Origin of the sequence: uncultured Cytophaga sp., assembly GCF_937863595.1 — a bacterium.
Taxonomy (GTDB): domain Bacteria; phylum Bacteroidota; class Bacteroidia; order Cytophagales; family Cytophagaceae; genus Cytophaga.
The window spans coordinates 1-22542 of the sequence record NZ_CALMGQ010000166.1 but is presented as its reverse complement, the minus strand read 5'-3'; the positions used below and the strand labels follow the sequence as shown (position 1 = coordinate 22542).

The 22542-nt window shown below is 33.0% G+C and carries 15 protein-coding genes; 7 read left to right on the top strand and 8 right to left on the bottom strand.

Features of this window, described 5'->3' with window-relative positions; translation table 11 throughout:
- Positions 1–6 precede the first annotated feature (6 nt).
- Together Q0543_RS14635 and Q0543_RS14630 are read right to left on the bottom strand one after the other, a co-directional pair.
- Positions 7–999, bottom strand: coding sequence for a PorP/SprF family type IX secretion system membrane protein (locus Q0543_RS14635; protein WP_299254705.1), 993 nt, complete (start codon positions 997–999; stop codon positions 7–9).
- Positions 1000–1009: 10 nt separating this feature from the next.
- Positions 1010–1756 carry a hypothetical protein gene (locus tag Q0543_RS14630; protein ID WP_299254703.1) on the bottom strand — a complete coding sequence of 249 codons (747 nt, stop codon included), beginning with the start codon at positions 1754–1756 and terminating at the stop codon, positions 1010–1012.
- Between the two features lie 135 nt (positions 1757–1891).
- Here Q0543_RS14630 and Q0543_RS14625 point away from each other — a divergent pair, with 135 nt between their 5' ends.
- A complete protein-coding gene (locus Q0543_RS14625; RefSeq protein ID WP_299254701.1) occupies positions 1892–6292 on the top strand; it encodes a PKD domain-containing protein in 4401 nt (1466 codons plus the stop codon).
- A gap of 213 nt (positions 6293–6505) precedes the next feature.
- On the opposite strand, the gene Q0543_RS14620 is transcribed toward Q0543_RS14625, so the two are convergent.
- Positions 6506–7528: an acyltransferase gene (locus Q0543_RS14620; protein WP_299254700.1), complete on the bottom strand. Its 1023-nt coding sequence runs from the start codon at positions 7526–7528 to the stop codon at positions 6506–6508.
- Between the two features lie 685 nt (positions 7529–8213).
- Here Q0543_RS14620 and Q0543_RS14615 point away from each other — a divergent pair.
- Positions 8214–8903, top strand: a complete 690-nt coding sequence (locus Q0543_RS14615) for a helix-turn-helix transcriptional regulator (RefSeq protein WP_299254698.1) — start codon at positions 8214–8216, stop codon at positions 8901–8903.
- Positions 8904–9011: 108 nt separating this feature from the next.
- Positions 9012–9248 (top strand): hypothetical protein, encoded by a 237-nt coding sequence (locus Q0543_RS14610; protein WP_299254697.1) that lies wholly within the window; start codon positions 9012–9014, stop codon positions 9246–9248.
- Between the two features lie 118 nt (positions 9249–9366).
- On the opposite strand, the gene Q0543_RS14605 is transcribed toward Q0543_RS14610, so the two are convergent.
- Positions 9367–11286 (bottom strand): OmpA family protein, encoded by a 1920-nt coding sequence (locus tag Q0543_RS14605; RefSeq protein ID WP_299254695.1) that lies wholly within the window; start codon positions 11284–11286, stop codon positions 9367–9369.
- Positions 11287–11629: 343 nt separating this feature from the next.
- Between Q0543_RS14605 and Q0543_RS14600 the strand changes: the two genes are divergently transcribed.
- Positions 11630–11779, top strand: coding sequence for a hypothetical protein (locus Q0543_RS14600; protein ID WP_299254693.1), 150 nt, complete (start codon positions 11630–11632; stop codon positions 11777–11779).
- Between the two features lie 151 nt (positions 11780–11930).
- On the opposite strand, the gene Q0543_RS14595 is transcribed toward Q0543_RS14600, so the two are convergent.
- Positions 11931–13865, bottom strand: coding sequence for an OmpA family protein (locus tag Q0543_RS14595; RefSeq protein WP_299254691.1), 1935 nt, complete (start codon positions 13863–13865; stop codon positions 11931–11933).
- 128 nt (positions 13866–13993) lie between these two features.
- Between Q0543_RS14595 and Q0543_RS14590 the strand changes: the two genes are divergently transcribed.
- Positions 13994–15283, top strand: coding sequence for a hypothetical protein (locus Q0543_RS14590; RefSeq protein ID WP_299254689.1), 1290 nt, complete (start codon positions 13994–13996; stop codon positions 15281–15283).
- On the opposite strand, the gene Q0543_RS14585 is transcribed toward Q0543_RS14590, so the two are convergent.
- The 3 genes from Q0543_RS14585 to lepA all read right to left on the bottom strand — a co-directional run bounded on the left by Q0543_RS14585 (position 15280) and on the right by lepA (position 18708).
- Entirely contained in the window at positions 15280–15861 is a 582-nt protein-coding gene (locus tag Q0543_RS14585; protein ID WP_299254687.1) for a 7-carboxy-7-deazaguanine synthase QueE, read from the bottom strand. The genes Q0543_RS14590 and Q0543_RS14585 overlap by 4 nt on opposite strands.
- A gap of 40 nt (positions 15862–15901) precedes the next feature.
- Positions 15902–16774: a bifunctional methylenetetrahydrofolate dehydrogenase/methenyltetrahydrofolate cyclohydrolase FolD gene (gene folD, locus Q0543_RS14580; protein WP_299254686.1), complete on the bottom strand. Its 873-nt coding sequence runs from the start codon at positions 16772–16774 to the stop codon at positions 15902–15904.
- 143 nt (positions 16775–16917) lie between these two features.
- A complete protein-coding gene (lepA, locus tag Q0543_RS14575; RefSeq protein WP_299254684.1) occupies positions 16918–18708 on the bottom strand; it encodes a translation elongation factor 4 in 1791 nt (596 codons plus the stop codon).
- Between the two features lie 144 nt (positions 18709–18852).
- Between lepA and Q0543_RS14570 the strand changes: the two genes are divergently transcribed.
- On the top strand, positions 18853–21156 hold the full coding sequence (locus Q0543_RS14570; protein ID WP_299254683.1) for a patatin-like phospholipase family protein: 2304 nt from the start codon (positions 18853–18855) through the stop codon (positions 21154–21156).
- Between the two features lie 104 nt (positions 21157–21260).
- A partial coding sequence (locus Q0543_RS14565) for a DUF5686 family protein (protein WP_299254681.1) occupies positions 21261–22542 on the top strand: 1282 nt, incomplete at its 3' end.

The following is a 22542-nucleotide window of genomic DNA, read 5'->3' as shown; positions in this document are numbered from 1 at the left end:
GAAATATTAATATCGATCACAAGGTAAGGTTACCTTGTTCGACTTTCTTGATGGAGTGGTATAAGTAAGCGATACTTCCCAAGCTGTCTTATAACGTGAATTCTTACTTAAGGATGAAACATTGAAATCCCAACTCAAGCCAAATACAAAACGATCGTAACTAATACCTCCATAAGCAATTGCAGCATCTGAATTTGCCGTACTTCCTCTATAGCCAGCACCTGCCATAAGGCCTAATCGTTCTGTAAACTTTCTATATGCATTTACTCCTGCAAGAAAATCGGTTGCGGTTGCAGAATTCATATATAAAATATGCGGAACCAAAGAAAGCTTGGGATTCATATAATAAACAGCAGAAGTATTAAAAACATGTCTAAAAGGAATTGCTTTGTTTGCACTTCCATAACCTTCAATTGGTCTATTTACATTAAATAATGCGTAGCCTGCAGATAATTTTACTTTACCATATAAATGAGACCAGCCAAGCCCTGCATTGATATCAATATAATGCCAAGTATTTTTAACACTCCCTTCATTGTTATTTGAAGTTGGATCGTAACTCCCTAATTGATAATTCCATTGACTAGGAAATGTTTGATCATTGGTATTGATATTGCGCATCACGATACCCGATTGAATTCCAAATCGAATTAAATGCCCATTATAATTTTTCTGATAACTTCCGGAAAGCATTATTTTATTGGTATTCAAAAAAAATGAACTCACCTGATCATTTATTAAAATCATACCAACTCCAAACTCATTCTGTTTTGTTAAGATTTTCTTTTCTATGGAAATCATGTTGGTCTTCATTGCTGGAGATATTTGCGCCCATTGCGTTCGAGAGTTTAACCCCACTTTTACATCTCCATCAAAATTACCTGTGTAAGCAGGGTTTAACGAAAGATTTGAAGTATAATATTGAGAAAGATGTATATCCTGAGCAATACTAGAACTATAGAAAAGGGAAAGAAATAAAAGTGTATATAAAAGTTTCATTAAAAAGAAATTACCAGGTACCTAAATGTGAATTGTAATAATTTGCCATGGAGTTATATTGTTGTACCGTAAAGGTTAAACATCCACACGGATAATCGCTCATGATATTTGCCAAATCGGGATAGTAATATTCACCATTTGCATCTTTTTTTTCACTGATAAAGTTACAATTAATTAAGTTTATATAGTTACTCATAAAATCACCTCGTACATAGGGGTCTGCTGGAGTGTCACAAAAACCATCACCTGCTGTTGCACAATTGCTTCCATCTACTAATTCAGGAATTGTTTTATCAAATGTATTCTTTAATCCAAAAAAAGATCCATAAAGCTGAGAGATTGGCCTAATATCTAAACATTTTTTTGCAACTATAATATTCCCAAAGTCGGCGATACCGCCTACACTTGCAAAACCACAAGCTGTAAGATCTGGAATTTCAACAAAATACATATTAATCCGATGACTCAGTTTGTATAATGGATCTAATTCCTCTTTGCTAACTTTACCAGAAACAAGTTCGTTGTAATTATAGTTTTCGATATATTTAAATTCACAAATCTTAAATGAAGCACCAATCGGGTAAAAGATCGAATTTAGTTGTTCGATAACCGATTTAATAGCTGCTTCACTTATATTTTTATTTTTATTGGAATCCAAAACGATATGTGCAACAATTAAAAATTCTTTGTTGATTTTTACCAAAGGTTTAATGGAATCTGCCTGAGTGGAAGCGTATGAACTATTGATATGATTCAATATCAATAATAGTATTAAACCTATATTTAGAAGTGTATTTTTTATCAAAATATATTTTTTATAATTGTTAAATGTATTTTATTGAGTAGTTTTGCATAAAAATTATTGTGCAAGTTAGTATTACTTTTTATAAAAATGACAAAATATTTTAAAATAATATTTCTATACCTATTATTTATTTCAGGGGTTGCTTATGGTCAAAGTGCAGATATTCTGATAGGATGTGTTCCACTTACCGTTACATTTACCTCTCCAGCAACGGCTACTACTTATTTTTGGGATTTTAAAGATGGCGTAACATCAGACCACCAAAACCCTTCTAACCTATTTAATAAACCGGGTATTTATAATGTAACTTTTCAAGAATCCGTGAATGGTCCGGTTATAAAAACCATTAAAATTGAAGTATTAAAAAAAGCAGAAATTAATATTTTACAAGTTGATGCAGGATGTTTTCCACTTAATAGTCTTATTAAAAGCAATATAACGACAGATCCTAAAGTAACCATCAATAAATACACCTGGGTATATGGTGATGGTACAAGTGAACAAGGACCTAACTTAGCAACGGTTCCCCATTTATACACCCAAAAAGGACTTTTTTCAATTTCTGTTGGTATCGAAACAAATTACCCAACCTGTGATCGCGGAGGACTTTTTAAAGATGTGGTTCAAGTATACGATGCTCCTGTCGCATCTTTCACAACAACACCTGCCATTGCCGTTACCTGTAATTCCACACTGAACGTTGGGTTTAACAATACATCAACTGGTACTCTACCATTAAGTTATTTATGGGATTTGGGCAATGGAAAAACATCTACGTTGGCAACTCCTTCGAACCAAGTTTACACAGTGGGTTCATATATACCTAAACTTAGCGTTAAGTTTGCAGCAAATTTAACGGGTTGCCAATCGACAGCAAGCAGTTCAGCAAGCGTTGGCAGACCAATACCTATCATTAAAAAGTCAAAAGATACAATCTGTATTTATGATTCAGCACGTTTTATAACAAGCTCCATAGGAAATAAATTATGGACCGTTGATGCCAATTCAATAATTAGAGGTTATAAAAATAGAGATACTGTTTATGTAATTTTTTCAAAAGCAGGCAAGCACACCGTTACGCTTCAAGTAACAACTCCAGATGGACTATGTTCTGATAAAACAACAGCACTAGTTTATGTAGATGAAGTGACAGTTTCCATTCTTCATACACCACAAAATTCTTGTTCAAGCCCACTTACAGTTCAATACAAAGCGGAATTAAATCAATCAAATGTTAATTATTTATGGACATTTAATGATGGTTCTTTAAGTACAGCCGCCACTCCTTCTAAGACCTATAAAAGTGCTACAAACCAAACATATTATGGTATCAATGTTCATGAATCCCAAGTTACAGCGCTAATTGTAACATCTAAAAAAACGGGGTGTAAAGCAAATACATCAACGAATGATACTCTGTGGTTACCAAATGGACGCATTATGCCAGATGTTTCAAGAGGTTGTCTACCATTAAGCGTAACATTCAGAGATGTAAGTACATCCTTTGACCCAATAGTAAAATGGAAATGGTTGTTGGGAGATGGCACCATCAAAAACAATACAAACAATAATTCTGAAACCGTTATTTTTAACCAAGTAGGCACTTACGATAATAGAATTATAGTAACTACTAAGAAAGGTTGTATAGACACATCTTATGCAATAACCATTGAAGTAGGAGATAAAATAACTGGTCTTGATTTTGTATCAAGCAAAACAGAAGTTTGTCCGGGAGAGCCCGTTACATTTAATACCGTATTGCCTACAAACCTAGGCAATTCTGCTGGGGTAATTGAAAGTTATCATTTTACTACTGAAGGTAATAGGTCTTTCCATTGTAATAATGAAGATCAACTCACATGGAAGTATACAGATTTATATGGCCCTCAAGATGTTTCTTTAACAGTTGAAACAAATGGATGCTTAACTACCATAAAAAAACCTGCTTTTATAAATGTTAAAGGAACCATTGCAAAGATTGATTATAGCGCAGCTTGTAACAATCCATATACTTATCATTTTAAAGATGTAAATACCAACGCAACCAGTTTAACTTGGGATTTTGGAGATGCAACCGTTGGTTCAACAATAAATGAAACAAAAACCTACACTACATCTGGAGATTATAGAGTAATTTTAACAGCAACAGAAACGTCTAGTGGTTGCCCCTCTACAAAAGATACGGTAATTATAAAAGCAAGAAAGTTAAAAGCAGACATCAATAGCGATTCATTATTCTGTTTAAATGGCAAATACACATTTAATGCAAACAAGTCTGTAGATGTATTTGCAGAATGTCGAAAAGGGTATGATTGGAAAATACCCAACAGTGAAATCCGCGAGGTAAAATCAAGTTCGCCAATCGCTGAATTTGAGTTCAAAAAAGCGGGAGTGTTCACAGCACAACTCATCGTAACAGACGTAAATGGATGTACAGATACGGTATCTCGCAAAATCAAAGTATTTGATATTAAACCAGCTATCACAGCAGATGATGTTTTCATTTGCAATCCAAGCAAGGTTACGTTTACCGATCTATCTATAGGTGATACTACGTTGACTGCCTGGAATTGGAATTTTGGAGATGGTACATCTTCCCCGCTTCAAAACCCAACACATACATTTACAACACCTCCACAGTCAAATTCTGAATATAATATATTTTTGACTGTTCAAGATAAAATTGGTTGTAGAGATACAATCTCCATGATCATTAAGCAATATCAACCAACAAGCACGATCATTGCGAAATCTGGAATTTGTGTGGGCGAACCCCTATCATTAAGCGCAACGGATTATACGATTGGTGGTTCTTCTTTAAAGTATAATTGGGATTTTGGAAATTCTACTACAAGTACGCAGCAATCGAACAATATTGTCTTATATACAACAGATCAGGTGTACAATGTAGTCTTAAATTATGAAGAAATAAGTACGGGTTGTAAAGGTCAAACGTCAAAACAAATCAGTGTACAGACCTACCCAACAGCTGTATTTACGACCAACGTTGATACCGTTAAATTTCTGTGTGCGCCTAGAGGTATTACATTTACTGATAAATCAACCTCAAAATACCCGATCACCAATTCTTGGAACTTTGGAAACGGTGAAGTTTCAACTCAACCAAACTATGTACTTGCTTATGGAAAAGGCAATTACTTGGTTCAACATATCGTCACTACCTCTAATGGATGTGCCGATACAACTTCCAGAAATTTTAAAATTTATGGTCCGGAAGGAAATTTTGTTGCTGATAAACACGCAATTTGTAAAGGAGAATTTATTCACTTTGAAATAAAAGATACCATTGATGTTGTATTTTATACATGGGCATTTGGAGATGGAATTGTAGTTGATAATATAGCACCTGTTGATCATCAATATAATTTCCACCCACCAAGCGGAGCTACAATAGCAAAATTAAGTTTAACAAGTTCACAAGGTTGTGATGTTCAAATTCAAATCCCAATTCAAATCTATCAAGTTATTGCAGACTTTAACAGATTAGATGGAGTTGACACAACGACGTGTTTTAATGATGGTCCTTATGCATTGACAAATAAGTCTATGGGTGCGGATTTATCAAATTGGGATTTTGGAGATGGAAAAACATCGACGCAAGCAAATCTGTCAAATCATGCCTATTCTGAGCCTGGAACGTACAATGTTACTTTAGCCATAAAAAGTCAAAGTTTGGGATGTGTTGATACAATAGCTAAGAAAATTATTATTTACAAAAATCCAGAAACCAAAGCAATTGGCGACACGGTTTGTCAAGGTCAAGGTACGGTAGCGTTAAATGTGTTGAATCCCGATCCGACAAGTACCTATAAATGGGCTCCTCCAATCGGATTGTCAAGTACGACATCAACCAACCCAATCGCAACTATACAGCACAGTGTTCAATATCAAGTAATAGAAACGGATAAAAATGGCTGTACTGATAAAACAACCGTTCCTGCGATTATAATTGAATCCATTGGACTTAGAGGTTTGGATACAAGTATTGTGATTGGTGATATCATAACGCTACCCGTTAATGGACAATCGTATTATAAATATACTTGGACTCCTCCTACTGGCTTGAGTTGCTTAACGTGTAATAATCCTACTGTGCAACCATTAGATGATATAAAATATAATCTGAATGTTACAGATGTACGTGGATGTTATGACCAAAATTATCAATATAACATTAAAATAAAACCGGAAACATTTATAAAAATGCCAACCATGTTTACACCTAATGGTGATGGGAATAATGATGTAGTGTTCGTAAATGGCTGGGGTGTTAAAACGCTGTTAGAATACCAGATATTCAATCGTTGGGGCCAGTTAATATTTACTACCTCAAATATGCACGAAGGCTGGGATGGCACTTTTAATGGCGCTTTACAAAGTTCCGATATTTATGTCTACAAGGTAAAAGCCTTAACATGGAAAAATATTGAAATAAAAGAAGAAGGATATATAAATCTTGTTCGATAAATAGGTTTTAAAAGAAATAAAAAAGTCGTTTGGGAAAATCCTAAACGACTTTTTTTATGCTTTTACTCCTTTTCTACTCTGAACGTAATCGCTCACAACCTAACATCAGCATTTTTTCAAACAACAATATTCAACTCTATACCGGTTTTTATGGTAAGTATCATTTGCCTCTATTATGAACTGCGTATGGAATTTGAAAGTATTTCGATTCAGTTAGAATTGATTTTTAAATTTCAAGCTTGTTTTTTCAACATAATGCCATGAAAAATAGGCAATAATCAAGGTGCTAATTAAGCTATAAAGCATTAATTCATAAGTATTCAGAATAAAATAATTCATTAACGTTTGTTGAATAATAAATCCATAGATGTAAATACCATACGATAAATCTCCAAGTGTATGAGTTACAGAGTTTGTGTATTTATCAAAAGAAATCCCGATTAAAACGATCAAGAGCGGCATTAACAGGTGTGCCACATAAACATATACATTAAAAATCAAGGCCAAAATCAATAAACAAAACAATACTATTTTTACTAATTGAGTATTAATCACTTTCAAATTGAATAAACTTAATATAGAACCCGCAATAAAAAACGGCGCTAATTTATACATATCTGTCGATCCAAGGCCAAGCATAGAAATCCATCGATTCAATAGTTTCATATGAACAAAATTACCTGTGTAAAAAAGGATAAAAAAAACAGTTAACAATATCAAACATACCTTTTTTCTATTCCGAATTGGGAAAAAGAATAACAAGAAAATATACATACTAAATTCATAACATAAGGTCCATAAACTCCCATTTATAGCATTGGGATATGGATTATTTTTAAATACACCATTAACAACAAATTGAGCTCTGTAAAGAGATAAATTATTAGGAAGATAGGTAAGAAAATCCCGTTGCATAAATGTTTTTTGGTTTGTACTTACAATCAGTATAATACCTAATGAAATAATAAGCATCACAAATAAGGCTGGAAAAATACGTAAACATCGTTTCCAAATATAATTTACATATGAATGACTGTATTTTAAGCTATTGAAAATCAGATAACCACTTATAATAAAAAAAATATCAACCGCTAGTGCACCAAAGTCAATTTGATTATTTGAAAGTACTGACAAGATCTCATTATTATTCGTTAAAGGGAATGAATGTGAGACAATTACTGCACATGAAAATACTAATCTCAAAAAATCAAAGTTGTTTTCTCTATCTATAGCCATAAATCAAGGAAATATTAGACAAACATAAATGATTATTGCTTAAAAGCAGCTCTATTTAAGTAATAAACCTTCAATTGATTGATTTTAAAATATAAAAACAATTATACTTTAATTAAACCGAGATTATAAGACAAATTATATTCAAATTATAAGTATGCAATCTTTAGAAATTAATTAAATAGCTTAGCAACAGTTAATTATAAATAATAATGTAGAGTAACTGCACACCTTTAGTCTAAATCTTATTCGTTTGAAATATAAGTAACACAATGAATCCAAAACTACATTTTAGGCTCAGATGGCAAAAGGCTAACAAATTTTAAATCCAACAATTGTAAATACTTCAAAAATTTAGCTTTAAATATTGATTGCGTTCTGTAAACTCCTTTTTTAAAACCATTTATTTTTAAATTATAACGTTATTATACGTAAATAACTGATTTTTAATTAATATATATATACACCTTAAAGTTAAACCTTATAAGCACACTTTCAATAAAGTCTATCTATTGTTAATTAAACAACTATTTACACATGTAATTTACAATTGTATATGCAGTTTACATATGTAATTACAATTGTAAACTGCATATACAAATATTTCATATTCAGACTATTAAATAATTTCACATTAAGTTACATAAGTCATCAATAAAAGTATTACATTTGTAACTACAGTTTACATATGGAAGAATCAATAGTAGAGCGCGTCCTCATCCTTATGAAGGAATTTGAGCTCACAGCATCAGAATTTGCGGATAAAATAGACGTACAGCGCTCCAGTATGTCGCATTTGGTTTCTGGCAGGAATAAACCCAGCCTAGACTTTATACAAAAAATATTAAATAATTTTTCAGACATCAACCCTACTTGGCTTATTATGGGAACTGGACCAATGAAGCAATTAGATCTTTTCGATATAAAAGGAGATGTAGCTCCTATTCAACCTTTCACATCAGAACAATACAGTACTCGTAATCAGTCGACTACGATTGATTCAATAGAAGAATTGAATCAAAAGCCTATAACAGCTGAAATACCCGCTATAATTATTCCTCAGAGGGTTAATACAGTGCTAAAGGAAACACCCATTGTTACAGATTCAATTGCAGATGATCCCTTAAAAGTGCCCTATAAACAATCTAATGTGCAAGTACCTGAAAGTGAAATATCTCCAATAGCCAAAAAGGTGGCAACCATAGATACTGAAAAAATCCCCGCAGCGCACATGGAACAAAGTATGGAGCAAGAAAAGATTGAAAAATCGTCGGATACCACAAAAAAACAAGAAAAATCTGCTCAAAATGATAAAAAAGTGCTTAAAATTGTCTTCTTTTATTCTGATAATACATTTGAGACATTTAATCCAAATTAAATATTCTTAGCCCATTTTCAAAAAACTAGTAAAATGTTAAGATTCAGCAGTTTGATTTTTATAATACTTCTTTTAGCTCCTTCTTGTAAATCTCGTAGGGAAAAACTGATGTCATCACAATCAGAAAAGAAACTAAAGGTTATAAAACATAAGAACCAAAATACAACACTCGAAAACAGTGATATATTTTATAATGCAGACAGCGATGAAGCGTTGAAAGAGCAATTCAAAACCAATAAAAGCAAACGTGAGGAGTTAGAGAAATTTCAACCTTCAAGAAGAAACAGTAATTTGGAATTTGAAAGGAAGAATAAGAAAGTAAAACCTCCAAAAACATATTATTAATAGTGGACACCAGTCTGGTAGAAAATAGTAAAAGACATATAAAAAAAGGATAGAGATTAACTCTATCCTTTTTTTATATCACTAATCAGTATTCACTTTCCACTGACCACCTTATTGCCTATTCGTTACTTAATATCTTTACTTCCGTTCTACGATTCATTTGCTTATGTTCTGGCGTATCGTTTAGCTCTACAGGCTTTGTTTCACCATATCCTTTCCAAGTAAGTCTCTTAGGATTAATGCTTTTATTGATTAAATAATCAACTACAGCTTTTGCTCTATTGTCAGATAAGGTCATGTTATGGTCATCGTTGCCATCTGAATCTGTATGTCCTGAAAGTTCAATCTTCAGATTCGGGTTATTACGCATAATATCAAATAGCTTATCTAATTCTTGAACAGATTCGGGTCTTAAAGTCGCTTTATCTACATCAAAAAATACGTTTCTAAGGATTATAGAAGTATTAATTTTTAATTTATTCATACAAATGGTATCTACCAATTCTATATACCCATTATCTAGTGGAAAATTAATGTTTTTAGATTCGAACAAATATCCAGAAGCTTCTACTGAAATTCCATAATTTTTACCTGCAGGCAAAGAAACCGTATATTTTCCGGTAAAGCTATTGGAGTTAAATACACCAACAATTTTTTGAGTAGATAGGTCTGTAACAAATATTGTAGCAGTAACAGGATGTTTATCTTCACAAGCAACAATTTGTCCTTTAAACAATACAGTAGGTGCTTTTTTCACAGCATCCCTTTCAAGCATGTAAATATCTTTATCACCATACCCGCCCTCTCTAATAGAAGAGAAATAGGCTCTAGTTCCATCTGCAGACCATACAAAGAATACATCATCATCTGCAGTGTTAATCGGATAGCCAATATTTTGTGGTGGAGTCAACACCTCTCCTGTTTCTAAATCAATGGTACAATAAAATATATCATATCCACCCATAGATTTCAATCCCTTAGAACTAAAATAGAGCGTTTTACCATCCGCATGTATGAAAGGTGCATCTTCATCTTTAGTAGTATTAATGGTCGGGCCTAATAAAATAGCAGAACCATAATCTCCATTATCTTTTCTGCGAACCATATAAATATCCGTTCCACCGATACCACCTTTGCGGTTACTGGTAAAAAAGATGGATTGCTCATCCGCAGAAATTGAAGCGCTTGGTTCCCAATAAGGGGTATTTATAGTACTACCTAACCTTTTTGGCTTTTCCCAAGTTTCACCTTTTTGTTTACTTGAATATAAATCGCCTCCATCTGTACCCGAATGTCGATACAATATCAATTCCATACCATCTGGTGCTAATGCAACACAGGCATCGTGAGAATCTGTATTGATGCCATTTCCGATGTCTGTAGCTTGAGACCATTCATCTGATTTAATTTTTTCTGAATGATAAATATCTTCGAAATACATACCATCTTCTAAATCCTTACCTCCACCCGTAGTATTTGGTCTGCGAGAAGTAAAAAACAATTCTGTTTCATCTGCTGAAATAACGGGTGCATAATCTGGATAAACGGAATTTATTTTTGGGCCAAGATTTGTGATTTTAACCTTTACAGGATTTTTTATTAAGGTCATCCCTGTTTTACAATTTGCAATGTATTGATGCATTTCAAAGTATTCAGGTTCTGCAGGATCTAAGGTTTGTTGGTATTCTATATAGAGTGTAATTGCTAGTTCAAATTTATGTTGTAAGTGAAAAATTCGTGCATAATAAAAAAGCATAATTGGATCTTTGATGCCCACCTTTGCATTGTCCATGTATGGGAATGCAGCTAATTCATTTTTAATATTGAAGTAGCAGGTAACAATATTAAAAGCCAATTTATAATCGGTTGTATCTACTTTCCATGCTTCTAAAAAATACGGAAGTGCTTGTCTATACTCCTCTAAAGAGACGTGTTCTTTCCCTTTTTTTATATTTTTATCGTAATTATCTGGTATTACTTGAGCCGATAGGTTTCCAATAAAAACAGAAAGTAAGGCGATTATTAAATATTTTTTCATCTTATTCACTAATATAAGTCCAAGTTAATATAAAAAACACACAAAAAAAAAGCACCCATTAATAATGTTCCCCCTTATTAAAATGCTCATAGATAGTACAATTGAGTATATACATTATATAGGATAACAATACAAAAAATTGATTATATATAAAGCCACTTGTTCGTTTTATAAAATATATTTTTATATAAAAATAGCTTATAATGTGATTGAACATATAGTACAAATCACATATAAATAGCATTATTAGATGATTTTATAATAAATTATACATATAAAATAGGTTAAATTATGTTTAATAATAAAATATTTCTATTTTTATAATACTTAACCCTATTGAACTATGAAAAAGATTGTATTTATAGTAACTATTGTTTTTGCAATGTCTGCAATTGCAGCTTCTGCAGCACCAGGTAAGCCTGCTGGAAAACATAAGAGTAGCAAATCAACAAAGAAAAAGAAATCAAAATACATGTACGATTTCCAACATTAATATTTATATAGATATAAAACAAAAAAACAGGATGTGAAAGTGTCCTGTTTTTTTTGTTTTATATCAGCTAATATTAAAAATACCTTATAACCGACTTTACATGTCAATAATTTAAAACGATATAGTTTATATCTTATAGAAAATTTATTTATTATAAAACTTTAATCTCCAATCTTCTATTTTTTTGTCTACCCTCTTCCGAAGTATTATCTGCAACAGGATTTGTTGCGCCATATCCTTTGTAAGATATGAAAGTTGATTTTACACCTTTAGATATTAAATAATCATACACTGCTTTTGCTCGCATCATCGATAATTTCATATTAGATTCCGTAGAGCCAATATTGTCCGTATATCCGGATAATTCAATGGGTTGCTTGGGATTAATATTTATAAAATTGATTAATTTATTCAATTCAACGAGTGATTTTTCTTCTAATTCGTAGGAGTTGGTCGCAAAGAAAATATTATTTAATGTTACTCGAGAGCCCGCTTTTATTGGTGTTAGATAAACATCTAATGTTAGCGGATTAAAACTCTTCTCCTTTTTATAATCAAAATTTAGCGATTCAAATAAGTATTGTTTTCTGTTTACATATAAAGCATACTCTTTGCCTTCGGTAATTACAATCGTATACTCACCTGTAATGCTATCAGATAAAATGGATTGACTTACAACGCCAGAGGAAATATCAATCAACTCTACACGAGCTCCCAACGCTTTTTTAGTAACCTTATCATAGATATGCCCTTGTGCAAACGTACTTGTCTTTTCTGGTTTGAAAGAATCAGGCACATCGAATTCATACATCAATATTCCGCTGTTGTAATTAATTGATTCCCCTTTAAATCTTGAATAATACCCTTTCTTGCCGTCTACTGTGATAAATAATGTCTCATCGTTTAAATTCGTATTTAAGGGATACCCTAAATTTTTGGGGATAGCCCAACTCGTATCAGCTCCTGAAGTATAAAAAATATCCAAACCGCCTAAGCCCATCCATCCATTAGATGAAAAATAAAGCGTAGTTCCATCAGCATGAATAAAGGGGGAAAATTCCGTACCCGGAGTATTTATAGATGGACCAGCATTGAATGCAGGCATCCATTCGTCTTTGTCATTTAGATGTGAAATATAAATATCTTCTTTACCAAAGCCTCCTTTACGTGCGGAAACAAAATACAATGTTCTGCCATCGGCTGAAAGACTTGGGTGAGAATCCCAAGTAGAACTATTAATTGCAGGCCCGAGATTAACAGGTGTAGACCACACTCCATTTAATTTATTAGAGATATAAATATCGCAAGAACCTAAACCATCTGGTTTACCACATCCAACAAATACCAAGGAGTTTCCATCCATAGAGATCGAACAAGTACCTTCATTTGCTGTTGTATTGATATTGGAAGAAATGGATTTAGGTTCAGACCAAACACCATTTACATTGGTTGTCATCACAATATCTTCGTTATCTTGACGTGCCATTCCCGTAAGTGTTGTAAAATACATCGTTTTACGATCTGCAGTTAGTACCGGATGCGATTGAGAAAATAGTGTATTAATTGGAGGCCCTAACAACACTGGTTTAAAATCAACAGGATGATTTATTAAATTAATTGCAAAATCACAACGTTCGATAAAGCGTGGTGCGAATTCAACAATTTTTTTATCGGTTGATTGTACGTTTATTGCAAGTTGAAAATAACGTTTTGCTTTTTCATATGCTCCTTCGTTATAATTAAGTTCACCCGCTGTATAATAAGCTCCTGCAAATGACTTAACAGATGGGTATAAATCGGAAGCCTTACTAAAATATCTTCTTGCTGCAGTCTTATTTCCCATTGTCATGTACAAGGTACCCACTTTCAAATATGCCTCTACAAATGCTGTATCCTTTTGAATAACTGCATCCAATAGTGAAATGGCTTCATTCCATTTACGTTGTTGTTGCAATAACTCAGCTTCGTGAAAGGAAGAAATGGATTTTTTATTTTTTGTATGCAGGTTTGCAGTTGGCGTTTGTGAATAGGAATACGCTCCTGAATACATAAAAAATAAGATTGCTACTATTTTAAAGTTATTCATATGTAGGTTTCTAAAACGAATATCTAATATAGTTAAACTTATTGAAATTGACTTCTCGCTAAATTTAAGTATTTCAAAATATTGAAAATAGTAGCTATATTGGTCAATAAGTTAAATTTTATTGAAGCATGCGTATTCAAACATTAAAGTCAACGTCTCCTTTTTTACTTTTCATACCCTTTCTTTTTTTATATATAATTTTTGTCATTCACTTCCATACAGATGAAATGTTTGGTGATGAAGCCCGTTATTTAAATTTTGCACAGAATCTATTAAATGGATTTTATTCTCCAGCCTATCCTAAAATTGATCTAATAAATGGACCAGGATATCCAATAATTTTAATGCCATTTGTCTTATTAAAATTACCTCTAATTTCAATAACCCTTTTAAATGCTTTATTGCATTATCTATCTATCATATTTGTTTTTAAATCCATTCAGCTAATAACAGAATCATTTAAAACGAGTTTATTAATTGGGATTTGTTGGGGTGCATACTTTTTAGCGTTTCAAGAGATGCCTTGCATATTAACGGAGAGTCTTACGCTATTTTTAATATCTATTTTTAGTTATCTGATTATACATATTCAACATAAAAGAGGTGTCTCAAATAGATTTATAGTAGCTGCAGGCTTAAGTTTTGGTTTGCTGATTTTAACAAAAGTAATATTTGCATATGTATTAGTTCTATTATTAGTCATTTGTACCATCTATTATTTTTTAAACAAGCGTAAACCTATTATTTTAAAAACGTTATTCGTTTTATTAATTTCGTTTTCTACCATCACTCCTTATCTACTTTATACCTATTCGATAACGGGCAAAGTATTCTATTTAAGTACTGAGGGTGGCAAAGTTTTGTATTGGATGACTTCTTTAAGTGAAGATGAATTTGGTGATTGGAACAACAATAATTTTGATGCGAATTGCTACAATAAGTCTTTCTGCAATGCTTCGTTTATTGCTAAAAATCACCAAGATGACTTTGACAAAATCAATAAAACGAAAACGGTTATTGAAGCAGATTCGTTATTTAAAGCAATGGCAATAGCAAACATTAAACGGAGCCCTGTAAAATATGCCAAAAATTGGTTTTCGAACATTGGTCGATTGTTATTTGGATTCCCTGCTTCTTACTATTTTCAGGCACCTACAACCTTAGTAAGAATCTATGTAAACTCAATACTTTTATTAGCAATGGTATATTCCTTATTTGTTATGGTTTGGAATTGGAGAAAACTACCGTTTGAAATTACGTTGCTGGTAGCTTTTTCAATGATATATTTAGGCCTGAGCTCTTTGGTAAGTGCCTACCCAAGACAATTTAATGTTATGGTACCCCTAATACTTATATGGACAACGTATGCCATAACTAAAAGTGTAAAAATAAATCTAAAAATAGAATCTAACCTCTAAGGTATATTCATAAACTTATGTATCTGTAAGGAAATTTCCCATTCAGGATTTTCCTTCACAAAAGATATAATCTGTGGCAACATTTCTTCTTGTCGCGACCATTCGGGTTGCAAAAACAACTTACATTCTTTTTTTACCTTAGATAAAAATGTTTTTGCAAATGCGAAATCGCTTGGATGAAAAACAATAATTTTCAACTCATCACATACCTCAATCACAGAATCTAAGGGTGCTTTAAACTTTTTAGGTGACAAACAAATCCAATCCCAATCTCCAGATAAGGGATGCGCGCCACTGGTTTCAATATGATTTCTAAAACCTTCTTGTTTTAATTGAGCCGTAAGGTTGGTCAAATCGTGCATCAAGGGCTCGCCACCCGTAACTACAGCAATACGTGCAACAAATACTGCCGCCTCTGCAACAATATGTTCAATCGTTTGTAAAGGATGTAACGTTGCATCCCATGATTCTTTCACGTCACACCAATGACAACCAACGTCACAGCCAGCAAGTCTGATGAAATAGGCCGCCCTACCCTGATAATGTCCTTCCCCTTGAATGGTATAGAAAGACTCCATGACTGGCAACGATACTATGTTTGTAGAAGTTTGCAAGGTATTATTTTAAAGCTGCTGCTTGTAATGTATTCATTAATAAGGATGCGATCGTCATTGGACCCACGCCACCTGGAACCGGAGAGATATAAGAAGTTTTGGGTGCAACCTCATCAAATTTTACATCACCCAACAATCGATAACCCGATTTTTTAGTTGCATCCTCAATACGGTGTATCCCAACATCTACAACTACTGCTCCTTCTTTTACCATATCTGCAGTCACAAACTCTGGTTTACCGATAGCAACAATTAATATATCCGCTTGAAGCGTTAATTCTTTTAAATTCTTTGTACGCGAATGTACCATCGTAACGGTTGCATTGCCCGGGTTGGTATTGCGCGCCATTAAAATACTCATTGGTGAACCAACAATATGACTTCTACCCATTACCACACAATGCTTGCCAGCTGTTTCAATGCCATTACGTTCTAATAATTGCATAATACCGTAAGGTGTTGCGGGCAAATATGTTGGTAAATTTAATACCATTTTACCCAAACTTGTTGGATGAAAACCATCTACATCTTTATCTGGAGAAATAGCTTCAGTAACTTTTTGTTCATCGATATGCTTTGGTAATGGTAATTGAACAATATAACCATCGATGTCTTTATCTGCATTTAGTTCAGCAACTTTAGCTAGCAAGTCCGCTTCACTTATTGTTTCAGGAAGTTTGACCAAGGTAGATTTAAAACCGACAAACTCGCATGCCTTTACTTTTGCATTTACATACGTAACAGCAGCACCGCTATCACCTACTAATACAGCCGCTAAATGAGGGATTTTACCACCTTTGTTTTTTATTGTTTCAACTTTGTTCTTCAGCTCATTTTTTATCTGATCTGAAGTAATTTTACCGTCTAATAATTGCATATTTAAAGCTTAAGGCTTAAAGCTAAAGGCCTAAGGCGAATAGCTCATATTTTTAATTATTTTTTTATTCAAATCAGCGTTTTAAAAAGAAACGTAACAGCGAAAAAGCATTAAGCTTTTCGCGTTAAGCCTTCGTCTTTTCTCTATTGATCTAATTTCAAAATCGCCATAAATGCAGACTGAGGAATCTCCACATTACCTACTTGGCGCATGCGTTTCTTACCTTTTTTCTGTTTATCTAATAACTTTCTTTTACGGGAGATATCACCACCATAACATTTCGCCAATACGTTTTTACGCATTGCTTTCACAGTCTCACGAGCAATAATTTTCTGTCCGATTGCCGCTTGTACCGCAATCTCAAACATTTGCATGGGTATGAGTTCTTTTAATTTCTCACACAAACGTTTGCCCCAATCATATGCTTTATCACGGTGAACAATAGCAGACAAGGCATCAACCTTCTCTCCATTCAACATGATATCTAATTTTATAACATTGGATTCTCTAAAACCAATCAATTCATAGTCCAAAGATGCATATCCTTTGGAAATTGTTTTCAATTTATCAAAGAAATCAAATACAATCTCCGCCAAGGGCAATTCAAATGTCAATTCAACACGGTCGGATGTTAAATATGTTTGATTGGTAATCAGTCCACGTTTATCCATACACAAAGAAATAACTGGACCAACATAATCGGCCTTCGTAATAATTTGTGCTTTTATAAATGGCTCTTCAATATAATCTAAAGTAGTTGGTTCTGGCATGTCAGAAGGTGCATTCACAACAACCATCTCCTGATCTTTTGTTAAGTATGCTTTAAACTGAACAGAAGGTACCGTTGTAATAACAGTCATATCAAATTCGCGTTCCAATCGCTCTTGCACAATTTCCATGTGGAGCATGCCTAAGAAACCGCAGCGAAATCCAAAACCAAGAGCCACTGAAGTTTCTGGTTCCCAAACCAAAGATGCATCGTTTAACTGAAGCTTTTCCATGGCTGCACGCAACTCTTCAAACTCACTTGTCTCAACTGGATAAATACCAGCAAAAACCATTGGTTTTACCTCTGCAAAGCCTTGAATTGCTTTACCTGGATTTACAACATGTGTAATGGTATCGCCTACTTTAACATCTTTGGCTTCTTTAATACCAGAGATGATGTAACCAACATTCCCTGCACCTAATTCTAGCTGCGGTTCTTGCTGAAGTTTTAATACACCAATTTCATCGGCATGATATTCTTTGCCAATATTTATAAATTTAACTTTATCACCTTTTTTAATTGTACCGTTGAAAATACGGAACATAACTTCAATTCCTCTAAACGAATTGAATTGAGAGTCAAATATTAATGCTTGTAATGGAGCTTTAGGATCACCTTTTGGTGGCGGAATGCGCTGAATAATAGCCGCAAGAATTTCAAATATACCGATACCTTCTTTACCACTTGCAGGAATAATTTCGTCGCGATCGCATCCTAATAATTCTACAACCTGATCTTTAACTTCCTCAGGCATAGCACCTGGCAAATCAATCTTATTCATTACCGGAATGATTGTAAGATCATTCTCTAATGCTAAATACAGATTTGAAATAGTTTGCGCTTCAATACCTTGTGCAGCATCAACAATCAATAATGCTCCTTCACAAGCAGCAATGGATCTAGAAACTTCGTAAGAAAAATCTACGTGACCAGGTGTATCAATTAAATTTAATATATATTTTTGACCTTCAAAAGTATAATTCATTTGAATGGCATGACTTTTAATCGTGATACCGCGTTCACGTTCTAAGTCCATATCATCCAAAACCTGAGCTTGCATTTTGCGGTTACCAACCGTACTTGTAAACTCTAATAATCTGTCTGCCAAGGTACTTTTACCATGGTCAATATGTGCAATGATGCAAAAATTCCGAATGTTTTCCATCTACTAATTTCTTCTTTTACAAATTTAATCATTTAAACGGAGAAAACCGTGTATCTTATCCAAGCTAAATGACGTTAGAATAGATTAAAACAAATCCGTAATATTGAAATAATATCTTACCAACGATAAAACCTATATTCGTAAATGAATTTGCCTAAGAACCCATCTGGGGATTGGATACAAAAAGTGTACTACTCTTTTGCGGTTCAGCTTGTTTTAAATAATATTAAAAAAAATCAAATTCTTCTTTTAATTTGGTTGATACTACTAGGTTGTGTCACTCGAACATTTGGAGATTTAATAGGCATACCTTATTTATTTTTAGACCCTGAATATCTTTATGTAACAAATTTCAAGAGCTTTTTCATTATTGGAATTGCTTTAGGGATATTTATCACGTCATTCCATATAACAATTTACATATTGGATAGTTATAAATTCCCTTTTTTAGGAGCTACCCCAAAACCTTTTTCAACTTTTTGTTTAAATAATAGCATCATCCCTATTTTATTTACGGGTGTATATGTAATTAACATTATTTACTTTCAAAATAATTACAATATAAAAACCATTTGGGAGGTCTTTTGTCAAGTTGCAGGATTACTTACAGGACAACTTACTACTATATTGATTATGTTTTTGTATTTCAGCAGAACCAACAAAGATATATTCAAAGAACTTGCTCAATCGGTAGATAAAACATTGAAGAGAAATCCCATCAATCGTGTAAATGTGTTAAAGGATTTCCACTCAAAAAAACTTAAAAATAAATATCACATCACCTCTTTTTTTACAATGGGGCTAAAAGTGGCCAAAACGCCAGATCATGATCATTTAGATAGATCCATGATGATGATGATTTTTGATCAAAACCATTTAAATGCTGTTATTGTTGAAATTTGTCTTATAACTGTTATCATCAGTCTAGGTTTATTTAGAGACAACCCTTTATTTCAAATACCCGCAGCAGCAAGTGGAATTTTGTTTTTTTCAATCATCGTTATGTTTACTGGAGCATTCTCTTATTGGTTAAGAGGCTGGGCAATTACTTCCATTGTTATCATTTTGGTCGTTTTAAATTTCTTAATAAAGGAAGAATTTATACAATCCACCTATCAAGTATTTGGAATTAATTATAATAAAAAATCAGCAGTGTTTTCCTTAGAACGCTTGAAAGCATTGAGTAATGCACAAACCTATAAAGCAGACAAAAAACAAACACTTAAAATTTTAGATAATTGGAGAAGCCAATTTCCAGATAGTATAAAACCAAAAATGATTTTTATTTGTACTAGTGGTGGCGGACAGCGTGCAGCAGTATGGACCCTACGTACCTTACAGTATACAGATAGTGTTACAAACGGAGCATTAATGAAACAGACGCGTTTAATAACAGGCGCATCGGGTGGTATTATTGGTGCAAGTTATTTTAGAGAATTAAAATTAATGGAATCCGAAGGCAAAATTAAAAGTGCCAATAACTTTAAATATTTAAATAATATATCTAAAGATGTACTAAACCCTGTTGTATTTAGTATGGTGGTAAATGACCTATTTTTTAGGTTTCAAAAATTTACTGACGGCAACCATGAATATTATAAAGACAGAGGCTATGCATTTGAACAAAAAATGCACGAAAATACAGAATATGTAATGTATAAGCGTATTTCTGACTATAAAAAGCCGGAAGAAGATGCGAAAATACCCATGTTAATGCTTTCGCCAACAATTATTAATGATGGTCGAAAATTATATATTTCTCCAATAAATGTAGCCTATATGACTACAAAAGGTGTAGGCTCAACAGATTCCATTTTCAGTGAAAAAATAAAAGGTGTTGAGTTTAAAAAGTTTTTTGAATCACAAGAAGCGAATGATTTACACTTTATGAGTGCACTTAGAATGAGTGCTACCTTCCCTTATATTACACCCAATGTTGATTTGCCAAGTGAGCCTGCAATGGAAATAATGGATGCTGGTTTGTCTGATAATTTTGGAGTGAAAGATGCTACGACTTTTTTATACGTTTTCAAGGAATGGATTAGCATGAATACAAGTGGAGTAATTTTCGTTAACATTCGAGATTCTCAAAAAAATCAAGAAATCGAAAAAGGAAACACAGGATCCGTATTTCAAAATATCGTTTCCCCTATCGGAAGCTTATATAATAACTGGAGTGAATATCAAGATTTCAATAACGACAACTTACTAGAATATGCTTCCTCTTGGTTAAATGCACCTTTAGATGTAGTTGAGTTTGAATATATTCCAAGATCGAATACGTTTTTATCGAATGAGGAAAAAAAATCAAATAAGAAACCTTTTAGTGAACGGGCTGCATTAAGTTGGCACTTAACACTGAGAGAAAAGGAAAGTCTTTATAGTACTATATTTGAACCAAACAATCAAAAGTCAATTAAACGACTACAATTTTTATTGAGCCAATAATTCTTGTATTTTTGGTTGTGCATCGAATCGTTTCATTACATATCAAATCTATAGGAGTATTTTTAATAATGCTCCTTGTATGTAATACAACTTGTTTTGCGCAAATGGATACCTTGCACGGAAAAATCCGTGAAACATTTAGCAATCAATCGCTTCCATTTGTACATATTACCATACATCCTTCAGGGAGTGAATTCATCAGTGGTATAGATGGATCATTTAGTATACCCTATCCTGCAGCTGGAAGTATAATAACTTTTAATCGGTTTTTACATCGCCCTGTTTCAATTGAAATTACAGAATTGAAAGTACCAGGTGATTCTCTTTTAGTGAAGCTAAATAGATATTTATTGTTCCCGAATTTGCCGGATTCAGACGCAGACGTATTAACGATCATTAAAAACACTATAAATTTAGCTAGCGAAAATAATATCAATAAGCGAAATCAGATTCAATATCAAACCTATAATAAACTTACTATTGACGTTGGTAACTACAACAAAGTATCTGAAATTCTTAAAAAAATTGACAAAAATGGATTGCTCAGAGATGAGAATATCTCCGGAGAACAACATTTATATATCTTAGAAAGTAGTGCCACTCGAAAAATTTTAAACACACAAAATCAACTTGAAAAAATTGATGCGTTAATGACTTCTGGTGTGCGTATCCCGGGTGTTGCTTTACTAGGAACACATCTTCAGCATGTTAACATTTATGATAATTTTATTGATATTTCAAGCAAAAAATATATCAGTCCACTTGCGCAAAGCCATAGCATTAACCGCTATAACTATCAAATAATTGACACGCTTTACTTGTCTGATGGAAAATATTATTCCATCGCATTTGTTCCAAAAGCGCGAAAAAATTTCAGTGCGCTAAAAGGAATTATGCTCATACACGCCAACGATTTTTCTGTTCGTTATGTATTGGTATCGCCTGCATTTGCTCGAAAAGGACTTACAGAAGTTGCGGTGCAATATAAAACAATTGAAGACGAATTGTTTCCCGAAAGACAAACCATTTATTTAAGAGGTACTGAAAAAATTGGCGGTTTGTCCCCTATTATTCAATCAAATACGTGGTATCATTATTATCAAACAAATAAACATTTTGTAAAAGAAGATTTTGACGAACGTATTCTATCCTACCAAGAAAAATCCATAGAAAAGGATACCAATTATTGGAACCAAATTCGGATGGAACCAGCAACAATTGAAGACAAAAATACTTACAATTATTTTTTAAACGGATTAAATCCACTAATCATTCAAAAAGCATTAAACCTGGGTCAAAATGTTTATTTCGGAAAATTTACAGCCGGAGCATTTGATTTTGATTTAAACAAAGTCTTAAACCATAACAGAGCTGAAGGACTTCGGC

Coding starts and splice junctions, on each gene's coding strand:
- folD (WP_299254686.1), bottom strand. CDS start 16,774: ATGCAATTATTAGACGGTAAAATTACTTCAGATCAGATAAAAAATGAG.
- Q0543_RS14625 (WP_299254701.1), top strand. CDS start 1,892: ATGACAAAATATTTTAAAATAATATTTCTATACCTATTATTTATTTCA.
- lepA (WP_299254684.1), bottom strand. CDS start 18,708: ATGGAAAACATTCGGAATTTTTGCATCATTGCACATATTGACCATGGT.
- Q0543_RS14615 (WP_299254698.1), top strand. CDS start 8,214: ATGGAAGAATCAATAGTAGAGCGCGTCCTCATCCTTATGAAGGAATTT.
- Q0543_RS14635 (WP_299254705.1), bottom strand. CDS start 999: ATGAAACTTTTATATACACTTTTATTTCTTTCCCTTTTCTATAGTTCT.
- Q0543_RS14605 (WP_299254695.1), bottom strand. CDS start 11,286: ATGAAAAAATATTTAATAATCGCCTTACTTTCTGTTTTTATTGGAAAC.
- Q0543_RS14620 (WP_299254700.1), bottom strand. CDS start 7,528: ATGGCTATAGATAGAGAAAACAACTTTGATTTTTTGAGATTAGTATTT.
- Q0543_RS14570 (WP_299254683.1), top strand. CDS start 18,853: ATGAATTTGCCTAAGAACCCATCTGGGGATTGGATACAAAAAGTGTAC.
- Q0543_RS14590 (WP_299254689.1), top strand. CDS start 13,994: ATGCGTATTCAAACATTAAAGTCAACGTCTCCTTTTTTACTTTTCATA.
- Q0543_RS14610 (WP_299254697.1), top strand. CDS start 9,012: ATGTCATCACAATCAGAAAAGAAACTAAAGGTTATAAAACATAAGAAC.
- Q0543_RS14595 (WP_299254691.1), bottom strand. CDS start 13,865: ATGAATAACTTTAAAATAGTAGCAATCTTATTTTTTATGTATTCAGGA.
- Q0543_RS14600 (WP_299254693.1), top strand. CDS start 11,630: ATGAAAAAGATTGTATTTATAGTAACTATTGTTTTTGCAATGTCTGCA.
- Q0543_RS14585 (WP_299254687.1), bottom strand. CDS start 15,861: ATGGAGTCTTTCTATACCATTCAAGGGGAAGGACATTATCAGGGTAGG.